The organism is Flavobacterium sp. DW-iso2, from assembly GCF_058725285.1.
On record NZ_JBZXDY010000007.1, the window covers coordinates 159,842 to 177,075 of the forward strand.

Annotated in this window: 12 protein-coding genes and 1 pseudogene; 10 read left to right on the plus strand and 3 right to left on the minus strand. The window is 31.9% G+C overall.

Annotation, left to right across the window (positions count from 1 at the left end; translation table 11 throughout):
• Positions 1-98 precede the first annotated feature (98 nt).
• The 7 genes and pseudogenes from AC4PRO_RS07225 to AC4PRO_RS07255 all read left to right on the plus strand — a co-directional run bounded on the left by AC4PRO_RS07225 (position 99) and on the right by AC4PRO_RS07255 (position 7,754).
• Positions 99-656 (plus strand): sugar O-acetyltransferase, encoded by a 558-nt coding sequence (locus AC4PRO_RS07225; RefSeq protein WP_492116867.1) that lies wholly within the window; start codon positions 99-101, stop codon positions 654-656.
• Positions 657-837: 181 nt separating this feature from the next.
• Positions 838-2,088, plus strand: a pseudogene (locus AC4PRO_RS07230) (chloride channel protein).
• Between the two features lie 6 nt (positions 2,089-2,094).
• Positions 2,095-2,697, plus strand: a complete 603-nt coding sequence (locus AC4PRO_RS07235) for an HPP family protein (RefSeq protein ID WP_074722921.1) — start codon at positions 2,095-2,097, stop codon at positions 2,695-2,697.
• A 105-nt stretch (positions 2,698-2,802) separates the two neighbouring features.
• Positions 2,803-3,342 (plus strand): IS1096 element passenger TnpR family protein, encoded by a 540-nt coding sequence (locus AC4PRO_RS07240; RefSeq protein ID WP_492116868.1) that lies wholly within the window; start codon positions 2,803-2,805, stop codon positions 3,340-3,342.
• A gap of 86 nt (positions 3,343-3,428) precedes the next feature.
• Positions 3,429-4,487, plus strand: coding sequence for a nucleoid-associated protein (locus AC4PRO_RS07245; protein ID WP_492116869.1), 1,059 nt, complete (start codon positions 3,429-3,431; stop codon positions 4,485-4,487).
• 252 nt (positions 4,488-4,739) lie between these two features.
• Positions 4,740-4,982, plus strand: coding sequence for a DUF1660 family phage protein (locus AC4PRO_RS07250; protein WP_074722924.1), 243 nt, complete (start codon positions 4,740-4,742; stop codon positions 4,980-4,982).
• Between the two features lie 402 nt (positions 4,983-5,384).
• On the plus strand, positions 5,385-7,754 hold the full coding sequence (locus tag AC4PRO_RS07255; protein WP_492116870.1) for a GAF domain-containing protein: 2,370 nt from the start codon (positions 5,385-5,387) through the stop codon (positions 7,752-7,754).
• Here the strand turns inward: AC4PRO_RS07255 and AC4PRO_RS07260 are convergent.
• Entirely contained in the window at positions 7,751-8,953 is a 1,203-nt protein-coding gene (locus tag AC4PRO_RS07260; RefSeq protein WP_492116871.1) for a Pycsar system effector family protein, read from the minus strand. The two genes, AC4PRO_RS07255 and AC4PRO_RS07260, sit on opposite strands and share 4 nt — an antisense overlap.
• A gap of 25 nt (positions 8,954-8,978) precedes the next feature.
• Between AC4PRO_RS07260 and AC4PRO_RS07265 the strand changes: the two genes are divergently transcribed.
• Entirely contained in the window at positions 8,979-12,707 is a 3,729-nt protein-coding gene (locus AC4PRO_RS07265; protein ID WP_492116872.1) for a metallophosphoesterase, read from the plus strand.
• On the opposite strand, the gene AC4PRO_RS07270 is transcribed toward AC4PRO_RS07265, so the two are convergent.
• Positions 12,690-13,568, minus strand: coding sequence for a hypothetical protein (locus tag AC4PRO_RS07270; protein WP_492116873.1), 879 nt, complete (start codon positions 13,566-13,568; stop codon positions 12,690-12,692). The genes AC4PRO_RS07265 and AC4PRO_RS07270 overlap by 18 nt on opposite strands.
• 52 nt (positions 13,569-13,620) lie before the next feature.
• A complete protein-coding gene (locus AC4PRO_RS07275) occupies positions 13,621-14,685 on the minus strand; it encodes a hypothetical protein (RefSeq protein WP_492116874.1) in 1,065 nt (354 codons plus the stop codon).
• Between the two features lie 337 nt (positions 14,686-15,022).
• Between AC4PRO_RS07275 and AC4PRO_RS07280 the strand changes: the two genes are divergently transcribed.
• Together AC4PRO_RS07280 and AC4PRO_RS07285 are read left to right on the plus strand one after the other, a co-directional pair.
• On the plus strand, positions 15,023-16,852 hold the full coding sequence (locus AC4PRO_RS07280) for a PAS domain-containing sensor histidine kinase (protein ID WP_492116875.1): 1,830 nt from the start codon (positions 15,023-15,025) through the stop codon (positions 16,850-16,852).
• Positions 16,842-17,234, plus strand: coding sequence for a response regulator (locus tag AC4PRO_RS07285; RefSeq protein WP_492116876.1), 393 nt, complete (start codon positions 16,842-16,844; stop codon positions 17,232-17,234). Before AC4PRO_RS07280 ends, AC4PRO_RS07285 begins: the two co-directional genes overlap by 11 nt.

Sequence of the window (17,234 nt, forward strand, 5' to 3'; positions counted from 1 at the left end):
TGTCTCGTTTCTAAAAACGAGACAAGAGAGATTGTAACGAATAGCCCGACCGGAGCTTTTGCGAAGGGCATGCCCAAATAATATTTAAAATAGCTCGAATGACTACCGAAAAAGAAAAAATGATTGCCGGAGAATATTATTTGGCCGGAGATGCAACCTTAGTAAAAGACCGCCGACGCGCTAAAAACCTGCTTCATAGATTGAATGTTACCGAATATAGGATCACGAAAAAAGCGCGAGAAATCATCAAAGAACTGATTCCGAATGCGGGTGCGAACTTGTATATTGAGCCGCCGTTTCATTGTGATTATGGTTATAATATTAGTTGTGGCGAGAATGTGTATTTTAATGTAAACTGTGTAGTGCTGGATTGCGCTCCAGTAATTATTGGTTCGAATGTGTTTTTTGCTCCTGGTGTGCAATTGTACACTGCCACTCACCCACTGGAAGCCGAATTAAGAAAAACACTTGAAAGTGCTTTGCCAATAATCATTAGTGACGATTGCTGGATTGGGGGAAATACGGTGATTTGCCCCGGAATTACGATTGGAAAAGGATGTGTCATAGGTGCTGGATCTGTAGTTACAAAGGATGTTCCTGATAATTCATTGGCGGTGGGAAATCCGGCAAAAGTGATCCGAAAATTAAATCAATAATATTTTGAGTTTTATTTTAAGATATTATACTATCATAAAACTTTCCTAAAAAAAGTACCTTGTGACTGTCTAATATGACTTGCTGGAATTTAATTCTTTAAATTTGCACTCGTTAAAAATCTTGAAATTTAGATTTACAATCACTATTAAAATGAATTCTACAAGTCGTATTAAAAAAAATATGCCGTTAATTAAACTGCAAAAATTAATAATTGGTTCTGTATTAATTGGTTTCCTTTCGGCTTTTTTAGGAATAGCACTGAAAAAGCTAACAGAACATTACGAAGAAATTTTCTCCAACCAAGCTAGTTTACACCCTATCTTTATTTTTGTTTTTCCTGTTTTTGGATTATCTGTTATTTATTTCCTGAGACATTATTTGTTTAACAAAAAAGAAAACAAAGGAATCAATGAGGTTTTTGAAAGTACAGGATCTAGAACTAAAAACTTACCCAAATCAAAAATTGCTTCTCATTTTATTAATGGATTATTAACCGTAATCTTTGGTGGATCTACAGGAATTGAGGTTTCGACAGTTGTAGCAACTGCGACCATAGGATCAGTAGCGCAGCGGAAACAAAATTTCTTTAAAGAGTATAAAACTGAACTTATTTGTGCCGGAGTTGCCGCCGGAATAACGGCGCTTTTCAACAGTCCGATTGCTGGATTATTTTTTGTTTATGAAGTGATTTCTAAAAAAATAACACGTACTTTCTTTATTACTAACATCATTGCGGTTTTGGTTGCTTTTGGGCTGGTCTACTTGGTTGATGAGAAACCTTTATTTGATGTAACCATAACTACTTAGCATTTACGAGCGATTCCATATTTTATTCTTTTAGGTATTTTGGCCGGAATCAACTCTGTATATCTCACCCGTTGTGTATTGTTTTTTAAAAATAATTTAAGCCAAATAAAAAGTCACTATTATCGAATCATAATAGGATCCGTCATACTTAGTAGTTCCTTATTTTTCTTTCCACAATTATATGGGGAAGGGTATCATGCCATAAAAATGATTTTTACAAATCCAAATGAAGTAAAAATATCTACTAATTTACTTTATACTTTTATCGGAATCATTCTTTTAAAACCTATTGCTACCTCGGCTACTTTATTTTCTGGTGGAGATGGTGGTGTTTTTGCGCCCAGCCTTTTCATAGGTGCGTTTTTGGGATTATTTGTGGCGCTACTTCTAAATACTTATTTGAAAGCTGATATAATCCCAGTTAATTTTATGATCTTAGGCATGGCTGCCGTTTTAAGCGCTAGTATCCATGCACCATTTACCGCTATCTTTTTAATTTGTGGTTTAACCAATGATTACACCTTATTTATCCCCATTTTATTCGTTTGTCTTATTTCAAAATATACCGCAAAGATGATTTATCCACATTCTGTTTATTCCTACGCTGCTAGCGTGGCAAAATAATATTCTATGCCTACAGAAAAGATTAAAAGAAGTTATCGTAAGACGAAATACATACTTTATAAAGAAACGCTAGTTGATTTTAGAGAGAAATTTTGGTCTTTTGCTGGTTCCTTTATTGGAATAGGGACTCTTGCTTATTTACAATCTCAAATGCTTCCAGATTCGGATGTGTTATTTCTTATAGGATCTTTTGGTGCCTCCTCTGTTTTGATTTATGGAATCATCCAAAGTCCATTAGCACAACCCCGAAATTTGATCGGTGGTCACGTCATCTCTGCAATTGTAGGGGTAACTGTCGCCAAATTTGTTCCGGACATCTTGTGGCTAACAGCGGCCTTATCCGTTTCACTTTCTATTATTTTAATGCAATTGACAAAAACATTGCATCCTCCTGGAGGAGCCACCGCTTTGATCGCCGTAACTGGATCAGCCCAAATAAAAAATTTAGGATATTGGTATGTAATATCACCTGTATTGAGTGGCGTATTAATTTTACTGTTTGTTGCTTTAATTATCAATAATATCACCTCAAAAAGGTATTATCCTAATGACAATAGATTTCACAGAAAATACCACAACTTTAGAAAACGAATTATTCAAAAGAATTAAAAATTACAGTTTAGTCCTTTTGTAAATCTTATTAACAAATCAAGTTTCTTAAAAAGATATATAAAATTAAATTTTACCTTTGACCTTTCAATAAAAACAAAGATTATGGTTTACAAATTCAGAGTAATACTAGATGCCGAAGAAGATATATTTAGAGATATTGCAATACTTGCAGATGACACTTTAGAAGATTTACATAACGCTATATTCAATTCCTTTGGATTTGACGGAATGGAAGTCGCTTCGTTTTATACTTGTGATGAGACTTGGAACCAGGAAGATGAAATTTCGCTTTTCGATACTGGCGATGTAATTGGGGAGCAAAAAACAATGGGCTCTTACCAATTATCAGACTTATTAGATGCCGAAAACACAAAAATTATCTATGTATATGATTTCATTAATATGTGGACATTCTTAGTTGAATTAGCCGCAGTTGAAGAGCAGGTTGCTGGTAATTTATATCCAGAAACTTTATTCTCTCATGGTGAAATGCCTGATGAAGCAATGGAAAAAAGCTTTGAAGCAGACAATGCTGACGATTATGCCAATGATTATGAAGACGGATTAGACGAAGATGATTTGGACATGTTTGGCGACGACGACAGTTTTGAGGAATATGGATCTGAAGAAATCTGGAATTAGATTAATAAAAACGAAGAATCAAGAGCCAAGATTAAAGACTTCTCTATTGTCTATAATCTTGGCTCTTCCATCTAAAAAATAAAAAAATGATCAACTTATTTAACACGCATATCGAAACGCTTTCGATTCATCGCGTTGGAAACAAAAGCCGCAATGAAGCTCTCTTTTTATCAGAACAACCTTTTAGTCTTCAAGACGAAATTGTGCCATTGATAAAAGAGTTTTTCTTGAAACCTTTTAGAGAAAAAGAAGAAAACTACTTTCAGTTTGCGCATGAAGTTGATTTAGATTATAACGACATGTATAAATTTGCTTCAGCGATTTTTGAAAATCCGGCAAGTTTACATGAAAATTCAAAGAATATTACAAAACATTTATTCGAACAATCGAATCATCCTCACATTAAAAATGGAGAGGTTTATGTTACTTATTTGACTAATGTCAATATTGACAATAATGTAGTTGATGCCATTGGTGTTTTTAAAAGTGAGTTACAAGCTGATTTTTTACAATTTGAAGAAAAAGGAACACATCTAGAAATGATTTTGCAACAAGGGATAAACTTGAGCAAACTAGATAAAGGATGTATCATCTTTAATCATAAAAAGGAAGAAGGCTACAAAATTTTAACTGTTGACAGTAACCGTTACGATGCGCGCTACTGGTTAGAGCATTTTCTTTCAGTTGATGCGTTTGAGGATGAGAATTTTATCACTAAAAAGTACTTGAAATTTTGTCAAAACTTTGCAAAAGACGTTGTTTTTCCAGCTGAAGATAAAAAAGAAGAAGTAATGTTCATGAACCGTTCTGTAAATTATTTTGCAAAAAATGATCAGTTTGAAGAAACTAACTTCTTGAATGAAGTCTTAGATAATCCAGACCTAATTCCTGAATTCAAGAATTACAAAGTAGATAAAGGTGAAAAATACAGCATTGAAGATGTAACCTCTTTCCCTATTGCAAATGCTGCGGTTACAGACGCCCGAAAATCAATAAAAAATGTAATCAACTTAGATACTCATATCCAAATCAAAATGGATTTTATCAATCCTGAAAGCGCAGAGAAATATGTTGAAAAAGGTTGGGACGAAGAAAAACAAATGTATTACTACTTAGTTTACTTTAATAAAGAAGAAAAATCGTAAAGCTATTTTTCATTCCTTTTGCTTTTAAAAAATCCTCAATTACGACTAAGTAATTGAGGATTTTTTTTAATGTACTAATAACTAGTTTATTCGTTAATTTTTATATTTAAGCATTCATTTTTTCCTTATAACATCAGAAATTATTTATATTTATACTAAAATCATGTATTTAATCGATTAAATCGTTAGTTATTCTATTTTTTTTAATATCTTTTACAAACTCAAATTTACCTAAACGCCACCATTTACATTATGAGTACAATCGAAATCAAAGAAAATTTTCTAAGTAAAAAACTCTATTGCTCACTTTTTGGACACAGAATAATTACAACCAGGAATATTACAAATCATTTTAAGGAATATAAATGTACCGTTTGTGAGCTAGAGCTAACAAATGATGAAAAAGGAAAGAAAACATATCTGACACCCGAATTAAAAGATATAAATAATACTTTAAAAAGTTTTTGTTCAAAGAAAAATCTTCAGCATATTTAGTTGATTTAAATTATAATTCGATACTATTTCTTTCACTATAAAGAAAATAAAAAGGATGCTTCTTGCTGTAACTTAGTCACCATATTTTACTTTTTAAACAAAATCTGCATCAGCAAAAAAAGGACAAAATCTAAAATTCTAATTTCATGCCTGTACCTCGATTGTGCGATAAATCAGTTCAAGGGACTTGCTTCAAATAAATTATGCCTTTTTAGTTTTAATAACAAATCAGAATACTGCGGTTATTCAGTAAGTCCTATTATTTAATTTAGTACAACTTCTACTAAGGCAGATAGAATATTAAACCTTCCATTACTTTAGCAATTGGCGATTTTTTAATAAATTTACAAAGGTAAAAATACTTATTTACTAGTAATTTTGCATTTTTAAAACCGCTCCATAATGAACACTCTTATATTCAACGAAAGTCCTTTTAAAACGCTAATTTCCTTCCATAAACTAATCGAATCATTGGAAGAAATCACACTATCAGATGTTGATTATCGTTCTAATTATGCAAAGGCAGTATTAAAAGAAATTGAATTAATACCTGAATTCAGAACCGGTATTGCCGATTTATCTATCATTGAAAATAACAAAACACTTATAAAATATTTACTAGCTGATTTATTCCCTACTTCACTAACAAATAATGAAATCAAAGCTGTTACTATTCCGTTTCAAAATTTGACGTTTAATTATTCTCAACGATTCAAAAAAATATTAGATGCTGCAGGAGATTTTGATCTAACGATAAGAGATTTTAACGATGATCAGTTTTATATACTAAGTTGTATCTTAATATTAAATTCTTACTACGGTCAACAATTTGATTACAACAAACCGTTATTCTATGACATTCCTAATTCAAACGGAATTATAAATCATTATCGCATTCTCTACAATGCTGATTTTATTGAAATATATCCTACAGAAAAAGCAGTTCCATTATCCTCTGAAGACATTGACGAATTGATGGACAATTATAGTACTATCGATTTATGGAAAGAGAAATTCCCTTTAGAAAGTTGGATTCTAAAAGGTTTTGGAATAGTCACTCTTTACGATGCTACCAAGGAAAGTGCCATATCTAATTTGAAAACCAATCTTTTAAAATCTGAAAAAGGTCAAAATGACATTAATAAAAATTCAGACGCTATCTTTAAATCAATATTTAAAATTCCTGACTTAAGAATAGGACTTCTTATATATAATGAGGAAGAAGGTAAATTTATAAAACCTCCCTTTAAAAATGGGGAACTGGAAAGCTTCATTCTTTTGGATGAAAATGAAATTCCTTGTGAAAAAGCTTTTCTAGGATGCTCTTTTAGTACTCTATTAGAAGATAAAAAACCATTTTCAATTTCAAATGTGGAACATTTTTCTACTATTCCCGGTAATGAAATGTTTGCTAAACATTTACTAGCTCAGGGTATAAAAAGCTGCATTCTCGCACCTGTAATAAAAGACAATAAATTGCTAGGTATTATGGAACTCGTTTCATCACAACCCAGACAATTAAATAGCATCAATGCTAACAATCTAGATCTTATACTGCCGTATATCGTAGATACTTTGGAACGGTATAACACCGATTTAGAGAATCAATTAGAAGCTATAATTCAACGCGAGTACACTGCAATACACTCCAGTGTTTACTGGAAATTCAGAAATGAAGCACAAAAATATTTCCAGACAAACACCTCTAATAAGGATTATATATTTAAGGAAATTGTTTTCAAAGAAGTGTATCCTTTGTATGGTCAGATTGACATCAAAGGTTCCTCTGAACACCGAAATGCAACTGTAAAAACTGATTTAAAAAACCAGCTGAATGTCCTATCTGCCATTTTAGAAAATTTAGAAGTAAACAGCACGCTTCCTTTACTAGAGCAACGAAAATTTGAAATGCAATCCTACGCTAAAGAATTGCAATTAGAATTAAAAGCAGATACAGAGCAACAGATTCAAAACTACATTCAAAAAGAAATACACCCCATTTTATCCAATTCACAAATTGAGGGCGAGTGCCAGTTATTAATAAATAGCTATTTTGAAGACTTAGATCCAAAAACTGGTCTGTTTTATCAAGCACGGAAAAAATTTGATGACGCCATGTCCATCATCAATAAAAAAATGGCTACCGTTTTAGACAAAGAACAAGTGGAGGCACAGCATATCTTTCCGCATTATTTCGAAAGATTTAAAACCGATGGAGTTGAGCACAATCTCTATATTGGTGCTTCAATTGCGCCTTCACAGCCTTTTGATTTAATGTATCTGAATAATTTAAGATTGTGGCAACTTCAAACGCTGTGCAAAATGGAATTAGAACATCATCAGCTTAAATCAGCATTGCCCTATGAACTAGATGTAACTTCCTTGATTTTAGTTTTTAGTTCTCCTATCTCTATTCGTTTTAGAATGGATGAAAAACGTTTTGATGTTGACGGTACCTATAATGCCCGTTATGAAGTGGTTAAAAAACGTATTGATAAATCCAACATCAAAGGAACAACCGAAAGAATTACCCAAAAAGAGAAAATTACGATTGTGTACTCCCATAATTATGAAGAAACAGAATACTTAAAATATATCAAGTTCTTGCAATTTAAAGGAATCCTTGAGCCAACAATAGAGCAATTTGACGTCGAAGAATTGCAAGGTGTTTCTGGGCTTAAAGCACTACGAGTAAAAGTTTCAAATACTGTTGACCAAAACTCCCCTGACAAGAGATATACTTATCAGGAATTGCTAGACGAGTTGAATTAAATCCTAACGGAATTAAATGCTATTACAAAAGCGATGACTGAAATTATTATTCCAATCATAAAAATATTATAAGTAATCCTTAATAATCTATATTTTTTTTCGAGAACGATACCCAGAAAATACAAGTCTTTAATCAAGGAGTTGTATAAATAGGCATTGTCTTTCATCATCTCATTTACGGCCCATTCGTATTCGACTAAAGGCATTTTATAAAAGTTCCCAAAAAACAGTAAGTTCACTTTTTTATCTTCTATATCTTGTCTTGTAAAAGTTCCAGTAGTCACTTTGGGACGTGTTGAAAGTATCGCGAAAATTATTGATACCACGCTAAAAATCAGCATTATAAAAGTTGGAACTATTAAATGAACATTATTAGCATTGTCTAATTTTGGAATCAAAGAAGACAATGCAATCGAGATGATAATTGCGTTTACCGATAATAAAATATTGGCTTTACTATCTGCAATTCCGCTTAAACGAGTATGATTACTTAATGTTATTCTGAACAAAGTATCAACTCCGCGATCTGGTTTTACTTTCTTATCTTCCTTTTTAGTTTTCTTTTTTTTAATTTTAGTTACTTCCAGTGAATCGCTACTATCGTTTTGCATATTTTGTATTTCTTGTTCAATTACTTTAATATTTTTTTCTTTTAGAATCTGCCAATTTTCAATGGCAAATTCAGTATAATATACGTGACGCTGAGATAACATTCGCAAGTTTTCTTGAGCCCATTCTAAATCAGTATATTTTACTTTATTTGTACTTTCCCATTCCCTTCTTAGTAGATTGCATTTTATTGGATAATCTTCCTTTGTAAAATGAAAAAAATCAGCATCCTTGATTATTTTTTCAAGAAGAGATTGAGGAACATGATCGAAAATAGTTGCTTTTATAATACTAGAAACTTGTTGTATATATTCATCTGATTTATCTTTTTCCTTTAAAAAATCAGAAACAATATCTATGCTATGATTTTCATGGTTTTGGCATCCATAGATATATCCAGTATCGTGAAACCAAGCTGCTACAAGTACTATTTCATTTTCCAGCGGACTTAATTCCTCCTCTTTAGAAAGTTCTTGAACTGCAGTTACTACTTCTAAAGTATGGTTGTAATCATGATAGAAATATAAAACAGAAAGTTTATCTTTGAGTAATTTACAAACAAAATATTCGGCTTCTTCTATAAGATTCATATGTAAATTTTTATACTACTAAATTATGAAATTGTTTTCGGATAATCGTTTCTTCAAAAATAAAATATTTCAATCGCTCACTTTATTTTTAGTTTTATTGCAGTCCTGTGCGACACATCATTCGCAATTTGGAAATAAGATTGAAAATCCTGTGGCCGATAGTGCAACTGATACTTCAAAAATTGCCCATACTCTCTTTTTAATTGGTGATGCAGGAAATGCCGACGAAGAAAATGCTAAAAACGTATTAAACTCGCTTCATGAAAAGCTTGTTCTAGCTAATAAACACAGTACACTTCTATTCCTAGGAGATAATATTTATCCAAAAGGAATGCCTCAAAAAGAAGACAAAATAAATTATGAAATCGCCACAAAAAAGCTTGAAAATCAATTAAAAATTTCAAAAAATTTCAAAGGAAAAACTATTTTTATCCCAGGAAATCACGATTGGTATAACGGCATAAAAGGATTAGAACGACAAGAAAAAATAATTACGGATTACTTTGATGATAAAGGTTCATTTTCTCCCAGAAAAGGGTGCCCCATTGCAGATGAGAAAATAAATGACAACTTACTTCTTATTACAATTGACAGTCAATGGTTTCTTGAAGACTGGGATAAAACTCCAACACTAAATGATGATTGTTCAATTAAAAGTAGAGAAGCTTTTTTTGAAGAATTAGAAAGCATCTTAAATAAAAACAAAGATAAAACAGTCATTATGGCGTTGCATCATCCATTGATGACTTATGGCAGTCATGGCGGACAATTTTCTTTAAAAAAACAGATTTTCCCATTAAAACAAAAAATCCCTTTACCAGTTATAGGCTCCCTTATTAACTTACTGAGAAAAACCTCTGGAATTAGCCCTCAAGATATTCAAAACAAACAATATACTGCTTATGTAAAACGAATAAAAACTCTTCTACAAAGCCAAGATAATGTAATTGTGGTTTCTGGTCATGATCATAATTTACAATATATTGACAACGATAATATCAAGCAAATCATTAGTGGTGCAGGATCTAAATCTGAGGCAGCCAGAGCTATAAATCCTAATGATTTCTCCTACGGAAAAAATGGGTATGCCACATTAGATATATATAAAAATGGCAAAACAGCAGTTTCATTTTACGGTAGAGATAACAATCAAACTCAATTACTTTTCAGAAAAACAGTACTTTCTCCTAAGAAAGAATTCAAAGTTAATTATGCAACCCAATTTTCTTCAACAGAAAAAACATCAGTTTACACGCCTGAAATGATTGACAAAAGTGCTACTCATAATTTTATTTTTGGTACCCATTATCGAAAATATTATGGCACTTTAATAGAATCAAAAGTAGCAACACTAGACACGCTCTATGGAGGCCTGACACCTGAAAGAGCTGGCGGTGGTCATCAATCTATTTCACTGCGACTCTCTGATCCTGATGGCAAAGAGTATGTAATGCGTGCTGTAAAGAAAAGTGTGGGACGCTTTTTGCAAAGTGTTGCTTTCAAAGATCAATATGTAGAACATGAATTTAAAAATACCTATGCTGAAAATTTTCTGTATGATTTTTATACCACCGCACATCCTTATGCGCCTCTGGCCGTTGGTAATTTAGCGGATGGAGTTGGTGTCTTCCATACAAATCCTCATTTGTACTATATTCCAAAACAAAAAGCATTAGGAGCCTTTAATACTGATTTTGGTGACGAATTGTATTTAGTTGAAGAGCGTCCTTCCGAAAGTCAAAAAGACCTAAAGACCTTTGGAAAACCAGATGATATAATTAGCACCGAAGATTTACTAGAGAACTTACACAAGGATGAAAAATATACGGTTGACGAAAGCGAATACATAAAAGCGCGTTTATTTGATATGCTCATCGGTGACTGGGACAGACATTATGATCAATGGCGCTGGGCCGAATATAAAAAAGACAATAAAGTTATTTATAAGCCTATTCCTCGTGATAGAGATCAAGCTTTTTCTAAATATGATGGCGCCTTGCTTTCTATCCTGATGAATATTCCGGCGCTTCGTCATATGCAAACATTCAAGGATAACATTAAGAATGTTAAATGGTTCAATAGAGAACCGTATCCCTTAGACCTTGCTTTTTTAAAAACCGCTACCGAAAAAGACTGGATTGCACAGGCGAAATACATTCAAAAAAACCTATCTAATGAAACTATAGACCACGCTTTTGATAATTTACCCAAAGAAGTACAAGACGAGACGATTGACCAAATAAAGCAGAAACTAAAATCAAGAAGAGCACAGCTAGTAAAATATGCTAGCGAATATAATCGTGTATTACAAAAAACGATTTTGATTGTTGGCACCAATAAAAAAGACAAATTTATAATTCATCATGTTGCTAAAAATAAAATTGAAGTTCGTGTTTATCGAATAAAAAAAGAGGGCGATGAATTAGAGTATACTAAATTATTCAATGGCTCTAAAACTAAGAATATCTGGGTGTATGGCTTAGATGATGATGACGAATTTGAAGTTATGGGAAATAAAAAATCTAGAATAAACATTAGACTTATTGGTGGACAGAACCATGATGTCTATACAATTACAAATGGTCATAACACTAAAATCATTGATTTTAAATCAAAAGAAAACAGCTTTAACCTTGACTCAAAAACTAAGAAGTTCCTGACTGATGATTATGAGTCAAATCTTTATGATTATAAGAAACCAAAATACAATGCTTTTTCAGGTATGCCAACTATTGGTTTTAACCCTGATGACGGAATAAAACTTGGTATTATTGCAAACTACACTATCAATCACTTTAAACAAAATCCGTATACCCGAAAACACACTTTAAAAGCTAATTATTATTTTGCAACAGAAGGGTTTGAATTACTATACAACCTTCATACACCTAAAATAGTTGGTAATTGGGACTTTAATTTAGAATCCCAAATTACAAGTCCAAATTTTGCCATTAACTATTTTGGTTATGGAAATAACAGTCTAAATAATGAAGAGTTATTTGGTATGGATTATAATAGAGTTCGCATTAGAATGCTCAAAATAGCACCGCAAATTAAAAAAATAGGCCTTTATGGAAGCACTATTCTTTTTCAAACATCCATTGAAAGTTTTGATGTAGAGCGTACAAATAATCGTTTTGTAGCAATTACAAACAGTGTACACCCCAGGGTTTTTGATAGTCAACAATTTGCTGGAGCAAGTATAAAATACAGTTATGAAAACTATGACTCCCCTTCATTTCCAACCATGGGAATGGGGTTTTCAATAGGTGGAAGTTGGAAAATAAATCTTAACGATACAAAACGTAATTTTCCTGCTATAGAATCTAAACTTAATTTTAACCATAAAATTGATTCGAATGGGAAACTTGTGTTGGCCACTCTATTAAAAGGGAAAGCAATCTTGAACAATAATTATGACTTTTATCAAGGAGCAACTTTAGGAGGTGATTATGATTTAAGAGGCTTTAGAAACCAGCGTTTTATAGGAAATCAATCTTTTTTTCAAAGTAGTGACATTCGCTATTCAATAGGAAAAATCAAGAATAGTATCGTTCCTATGTCGTATGGAATCTTTGGCGGTTTTGATTACGGAAGAGTTTGGCTAGATGGAGAAACCTCAAATAAATGGCATCAATCCTTCGGTGGTGGTATCTGGCTTAATGGTCTCAATATCCTGACGACAAGATTAACTTATTTTAAAAGTGCTGATGATGAAGGACGGATTACTTTTGGCTTAGGGTTGGGCTTCTAGTCTTTCTACCGTTGTTTCATAAAGAAAACCACCTATTTTTTTAGTCTTTTCATCAGCAATTAATAGTATTGAATTGTCTTTAAAACAAATAGCTTCTTTTTGCGAAAAATGATGCAGTTTAAGTTCACTTGCTTTTCCGGACAAGAAATCATCTGTAGTAAAACTTTTAAAAAGCCATACTTTACTATGACATAAAAGAACCACTTTAGACCCATCTGGACTTATGGCTGCACTAGTAATAGCATTGTTTTCAAAACTACCTCCGGTCTTGAATTCTCCAAGTAACTTTGCCTGATGATAACCTGCTTTATTAGGGATTTTATAAAGGAAAGTCGTGCCATCAAATTTACTACTTCTGTTTTTCGTAAAAAGATAAAAGTTATTCTTAAACTCAAAAAAAGATTCAACATCATATAAAAGATCCTTCTTCTTTGGCGGAAAATTTTTTTGCTCTGGATACTCAAATGAAATTTTATAAGAAGCGTTTATCGTATTCTTTAGTAAAGAATCTTTAGCAATTTTATAAATACATAAATCTTTTCTCTCATTGTCATTATTACCAAAGTCCCCTATATATAAATTTCCTTTGCTATCCTTAGTAATATCTTCCCAATCGATATTTTTAGCGTTTTGGATTGTGATGCTTTTCTCGAGTTTTCCCTTTGGGTTTAACCCATAAATCATATTAGCATTACCGCTATCTTCAAGAACCCAAAGCAAGCTAGATTGTGTTGCATAAGCTATTCCTGAAACTTCTTTTAATTTATTAGGTAGTGCATAAAGTGATGTTATTACTTTTGAATCTTGTTTACAAGACAAAAACAATATTGACAATAATACAATCGAGATTGGGTTTCTCATTTTTTGGAGAATTATGTGATAAAAACTTAACAACAAAAACCTAATTCATGAATTAAAAACCAGGTTTAAATAAATTGGGATTTTTATAGTTTCTGGTAACAAATCGAAAAGCTGCAGTCAAAACATTACCCATCCTTTTAGCATTTTTAAAATTCAAATCATTTGTAAATACATACAAATCATTCTTTAGTCGTTCCACATTTTCATCAGGGGCAATGAGATCATTTCCCATAATCTTTAATAGCCTTTTAATACGTGTTTCTGCCGATAAGATTCTCTTAGCCAATACAGATCGCTCTTCATCCTTATATTGTTCAATGGAACTATCCTGCAATTTATCTTTGACTAATTTTACCATTGGATAATTCTCCTTAAAGAATTGCGGTCTATAAATCTTGAAATTTCCCTCGTAACACTGCTGATCAAAATCGATGGGACGAATTCTATAAACGACCTGGTCAAAATCATGAATGGGGACAATTACATAGTTGTAAGACCTCATGTCACCTAAAAGGCGTATCATGCAGCGTTCATTAAACTTCACAAATTCTTTTGCTATTTGTGATTTTTCAGTTTCGCTACAATCATTCAAAAGTGTTTTTATAAATACATCTCCTGGAATCCCCATGATATGTTCTTCAATCAAAGTATCTTCATATACTAAAAAATTGATTTTATCTGGAGATAGAATGTGTTCTAGCTCTAGTCCATATACTCTTGAGGCATCCGCTTTCTTTACGTAAAAATGAGTGTAGTTGTCATTTAAAATATTTCTTACTTTTATTCGAAAAGGCTTCGAATTTCCAAAGGTGCAATAATCGATTGAATCTACATTCAAAAACTTAATAATGTCTAAATTTCCATCTGAATGCAAAAGCGAATAGATTTTTTTTAAAGTTAGATCAATTTCCATTCTTTCAAATTCATTATAATAAACCCTTATCCATAGGGTATCTTCTTCATGCTTATCGTAGACGTTTATAAAACCTGAGAAACGTAATAAATCATCATAAATAACAGGAACTTTTGAAATACGATCAAAACGACCTAAATAATCAAAAAGGGCATTATTTATAGGATAGGATGGTTTTTTAAACAGTACTTCAGAATCGCTCATTACAGTGGATTTAATGCAAATTTACATCAATTTATAAGTAAAAAAGAATAAAACACAAACTTCTTAATTTATTCCAAGCATTAGATACCCATATCCGAACTCTTCACAATTATATTTAGTATCCACAATCCCAACGAAGTAGCGTAAGAAAAAATTTATACTGAAATATTTAAAACAAACGACATTAAAAATAAAATACTGATCTACAATAACTTAAAATAAAAATAACTTCAAAGCATTAAATCACCAACAACTTATTTGTTAAAAAAAAACAGTAGGGAAAATATTTATTCTACATTTGAAAGCCCCCAAGGCAAAATCGATATTCAAACCTACTATGACTGACCAGGATGATATATATGTTAAAGCAGCGGCATCTGCTAAAATTGGTATATGGAAAATAGACATTAAAGCCAATGTGGTTTATTGGGATACAGTTACAAAAAGCATTCTTGAAGTTTCTGAAGATTTCCAACCAATAAAAGGATATGCTATCAATTTCTTCTCAGAGGGAGATATGAGGACGCGATTCGAAATAAATATAAAAAAAGCAATCGAGGAAGGAATTTCATTTCACGAAAAATTCCAAATTACAACAGCTAAAAACAACATCAGATTTATCGAATGTGTTTGCCAGGTCGAATTCAAAAACGGCGAACCAGCTCATTTAATAGGTACTTTTCAGGACATTACAAAAGAGCAAAACCTGATTCACAAACTAAAATTAAGTGTAGAAAAATTCTCTTCTATCTTTTCCAGTGCCAATGATGCTATTATCATTATTGACTCTGCAACGGGAATTATTACAGACTGTAATGCAAGATCTTATGAACTTAGTGGCTATGACTGTTCAGAACTATTGGGTCTTCATAATTCAGAACTTTTCCAGCCTGATAAAAGGAAACAAATTAGAATCTTTCTTGCAAATCAATTAAAAAAAGATACCCATTTTGTAAATGAGACCTACTTAAAAACAAAGAATGACACTGTTATTCCAGTGGAAGTTGCCTCAGGCAAAAAATTTATAGTAGATAATCACACCTACCTAGTTTGTTTTTTTAGAAACATAAGTGATCGTAAAAATGTTGAAGCCAATCTAAACATGCTATCTCTTGCAGCATCTGAAACTACCGACACCATTGTCATTGCTAATGCACAGGGAAAAGCAATTTGGGCTAACAAAGCCTATTTAGATTTGACAGGATTTAGTCTAGAAGAAGTAATTGACCACAGGCCAGGCTATAGGTCTAAAGGCCCTGAGACAGATCCTGACGCCACTGCCAAAATGAGGAAAGCGATTCAGAACAAAGAAAGCATAAAAATCACGATTCTTAATTACAATAAAAAGAAAGAAAAATATTGGTTTGAATTGAATATAACAACGGTATTTGATAACGAAAATAATTTTATAAACTTTGTTGGCGTAGGACGCGATGTCACTTTAAGGATAGAAAAAGAGATTGAACTTAAAAAACTCTTAGAAGTAACAAGTCAACAAAACAGCAAACTATATAATTTTGCACATATTGTTTCCCATAATATCCGATCACACTCTAGTAATTTAGAAATGGTTGTAGACATCATTGAGAACTCTGAAACGGAAGCTGAAAAACTTTCATACTTTGATTTATTTAAGGAAGGAACTGCAAAACTTTCTGAAACAATTGAATATTTAAACGAAATAATAACTATTCAGCAGAAAACAAATATTCAAAAGACAACCATTTGTTTAAAAGACGAAATCCAAAAAACAAAAATGGCGCTGAGATTAGCGATTAAAGAAAGTCAAATATCAATAACTGATGCTATTCCTGATGATTTAATGGTGAGTGTAATCCCTGCTTATTTAGATAGTATTTTACTTAACTTATTCACAAATGCCATAAAATATAAATCTCCAGACCGCAAAGCTTTTCTTAAAATTAATTACGAAATCAATGAACATCAAACTATCATAAGCTTTAAAGACAATGGATTAGGATTAGATTTGAAAAAAAACGGGCATAAATTATTTGGAATGTACAAAACATTTCATGGTAATGAAGACGCTAAAGGGATAGGATTATATATAACTAAGAATCAAATAGAGGCTATGGATGGTAAGATTGAAGTTGAAAGCGAAGTAGGTTCTGGTAGTACTTTTAAAATTTTTATAAATGAAAAATAAAACAACCTATATAATCGATGACGATAAATTATCGATTAAATTAATGAGTATGTTGATTTCAAAAAATAAATTTTGTCAAGAAATAATATCGTTTCATAATTCACAAGAAGCTTTAAATGAGCTGACAAAGAATTGTAGTGATTCCGCAAGCCTCCCTGACGTAATTTTACTAGATTTAAATATGCCCCTTTTAGATGGATGGCAATTCCTTGATGAATTTGTACAATTGCCCATTAAGAAAGAAATCTCCATTTTTATTGTCACTTCTTCCATTGATCCTTCTGATATCGAAATGGTGAAAAAATATGCAATTGTAAAAAACTATATCATGAAACCAATTACCGCACAAAAATTAGAAGACGCATCCAAGTTAATCGAATAG

What these genes read in the sequence shown, in the direction of transcription:
- AC4PRO_RS07260 (WP_492116871.1), bottom strand. Translation starts at nt 8,953, where the DNA reads ATGAATCTTATAGAAGAAGCCGAATATTTTGTTTGTAAATTACTCAAA.
- AC4PRO_RS07270 (WP_492116873.1), bottom strand. Translation starts at nt 13,568, where the DNA reads ATGAGAAACCCAATCTCGATTGTATTATTGTCAATATTGTTTTTGTCT.
- AC4PRO_RS07280 (WP_492116875.1), top strand. Translation starts at nt 15,023, where the DNA reads ATGACTGACCAGGATGATATATATGTTAAAGCAGCGGCATCTGCTAAA.
- AC4PRO_RS07285 (WP_492116876.1), top strand. Translation starts at nt 16,842, where the DNA reads ATGAAAAATAAAACAACCTATATAATCGATGACGATAAATTATCGATT.
- AC4PRO_RS07240 (WP_492116868.1), top strand. Translation starts at nt 2,803, where the DNA reads ATGGTTTACAAATTCAGAGTAATACTAGATGCCGAAGAAGATATATTT.
- AC4PRO_RS07275 (WP_492116874.1), bottom strand. Translation starts at nt 14,685, where the DNA reads ATGAGCGATTCTGAAGTACTGTTTAAAAAACCATCCTATCCTATAAAT.
- AC4PRO_RS07225 (WP_492116867.1), top strand. Translation starts at nt 99, where the DNA reads ATGACTACCGAAAAAGAAAAAATGATTGCCGGAGAATATTATTTGGCC.
- AC4PRO_RS07250 (WP_074722924.1), top strand. Translation starts at nt 4,740, where the DNA reads ATGAGTACAATCGAAATCAAAGAAAATTTTCTAAGTAAAAAACTCTAT.
- AC4PRO_RS07245 (WP_492116869.1), top strand. Translation starts at nt 3,429, where the DNA reads ATGATCAACTTATTTAACACGCATATCGAAACGCTTTCGATTCATCGC.
- AC4PRO_RS07265 (WP_492116872.1), top strand. Translation starts at nt 8,979, where the DNA reads ATGAAATTGTTTTCGGATAATCGTTTCTTCAAAAATAAAATATTTCAA.
- AC4PRO_RS07255 (WP_492116870.1), top strand. Translation starts at nt 5,385, where the DNA reads ATGAACACTCTTATATTCAACGAAAGTCCTTTTAAAACGCTAATTTCC.
- AC4PRO_RS07235 (WP_074722921.1), top strand. Translation starts at nt 2,095, where the DNA reads ATGCCTACAGAAAAGATTAAAAGAAGTTATCGTAAGACGAAATACATA.